This window comes from Silanimonas sp., from assembly GCF_027530345.1.
In the GTDB taxonomy this organism is placed as follows: Bacteria; Pseudomonadota; Gammaproteobacteria; order Xanthomonadales; family Xanthomonadaceae; genus Silanimonas.
On the sequence record NZ_JAPZQK010000058.1, the window covers coordinates 1 to 2102 of the forward strand.

The 2102-nt window shown below is 58.1% G+C and carries 2 protein-coding genes; both read left to right on the forward strand.

Annotated elements, in window-relative coordinates; translation table 11 throughout:
* Positions 1 to 150 (forward strand): transposase (locus O9255_RS14860; protein ID WP_297867648.1); only part of this gene is annotated, 150 nt, incomplete at its 5' end.
* Positions 151 to 611: 461 nt separating this feature from the next.
* On the forward strand, positions 612 to 1100 hold the full coding sequence (locus tag O9255_RS14865) for a hypothetical protein (RefSeq protein ID WP_297867647.1): 489 nt from the start codon (positions 612 to 614) through the stop codon (positions 1098 to 1100).
* Positions 1101 to 2102: the final 1002 nt, after the last annotated feature.

The window sequence follows — 2102 nt, forward strand, 5'->3', positions numbered from 1 at the left end:
ACCAACGGATTCCTTGAGGCGCTCAATGGCCTTTTTCAGGCCGCCAAGCGCAAGGCGCGTGGGTACGGCCGATTCGAAACCATGCGCACCGTGCTGTTCCTGATCGCCGGGAAGCTCGACTTCCGAGGCATCAATCCCCACGCCGCATAACCCACTCGGATTTCAAAAGAGCCCATTTTCATCTCCTGTGTTCCAGGGTGATGCGGCGGTTGGGAAGCGTCATAGTCAGCGGCGCAGTCAGTCCAGAACCGCTGGATTTGCAGCACACCATAAGCCACCGCGCAAAGGAAGAATCTCGCCTTTGGTTGGTGATTGTAGTTGACGAGGTTTGACGGTCGCCGCCGGTCGATGGGGCTGGCCGTAAATGAGCGGCCATCGTAATGGCGAATCACCTTGTTCCGGCATTGCGGGCTCACTAGCATCGCGCTGTAAGACACCACTCGGATGGCCCGGTTGCACTAGGAGGCACTCATGAAGCTCAATTTCAGCCGCGGACTCTTACGGACTTCGTGCTCAGGTCACTAAGACGACTGTTCAGGCCTTGAGTTAGACCGCCCAAAATGCGAAGTCCTTTACCACTGTCACACCACAGATGAGGAGCATGAGTGCCTATGAAAACTTTCCTGAGAGCGGCGGCACTTGCGTTGCTTGCCATTTCGCCAGCGTCGGTTTTTGCATCAGCCGGTCCTGGTCTTGATGAAACGGTGAACTACCTTCGAGAGCGATGCGACGGGATGTCAGTCGTTCAATCTGGTGTCGGCACTTACGTCTACAGCTGGTCGTATGACGCGGGCACCATCATTTCGCGCGAGTCGAGGGTCAACAGCTTCGATGACGGCGGTTACGGGCCGGTTGAGAGGCGAATTCCGATTAGGAACGTTTCATTTGGTTCGGCGGAAGCTGCTATGGACCACGAGGCATTCATCTACATGGCATGCTCGGACTCCATGCTTGAAGGTGACTGCCCTTCGGAGGACGGCTCTCCAACACGCGATTCCATTTACCTTGCCTGCGCAGAAAGCAGGAAAGTTCTGAACGCGCTTGCGCATCTGCAAAAGCTCCTCGGGGGCGCTGCAGAAGCAACGGATCCGTTCAATTAACTTGGCATCGTGAATCGATTCCGCATCATGAAAGAACGAGAAACTGTGTCATCGCCGTCTAGGCTGAGTCGACTTCTGGTACGCCGATCGATTGCGCTACTCGCGTTTCTTGGACTGGTGCTTGCGCTGTCCATTCCGGCTTTGGCCGGAGGCCCAGTGAAGCCTGTAGAAGCAGACGACACGCCATCGGATGGCTGGCCTCGTCCGCCGACGGAACCGCAGACTTACGAGGAGTTCGTTGAGTGGCGCGCTGAGCAGGAGCGAGTGGCGAAAGCCACGCGGTGGCGCATTGGTGAGGAGCCAGTCGAACTTGCTCCATGTGGTGTCCGCGCCCACTGCGAGGTCAGTGCCTGGTGTCGTCATCCGGAGGCGTCATGCGATGCATTGGAAGCCGCGCGTAGGCCGGCAAAAGGTGACGTCGGACCCGGCGGGGCGAATCCCGGTCACGCGGTATGCGAGCAGCATTTCGGTGGTCGGACGATCGTCGCGACCCACCTCGATACCAAGGACGAGCAATCCTTCTGCCATTTTCCAGATCGCAGCGTTGTGTCCTCGAACGCGATCTGGGTTTGGTAGCAGCGTCTTGGTTGTCTCTGGCCGATGAGGCGTCAACGATCGAGCTGATTCTTAGCGCCACTGATCTTCAGTGGCGCGGTGGTCTCTGGTTCATTCTCGCGATCGGCAGCTCGGATGAGCCAAGTAATGGCCGCAAGCGATCTGACCATCCGCGTTTCTTGCCATGTGCAGGCGTGCACATCACCAGAACCCCTGCCCAGCTACTTGTCGCTGAGGGATGAGCGGCAGGGGTGCGGCGCGACATCTCAGAACAATGCAGGCGCTTCCCGCGGATCGTTGGTTGGAGAGTCTGTAACGTCAACTGTGTAACTGCCCTTTGAGCGAGACTGCGGGTGACCCCGCGAGGAGCAGCGACATGGCGTTATCGAAAGCGATGCTGGACGAGCTGACGGCGGGATACAAGACGCCGCAGGAGCTGGAGGGTCT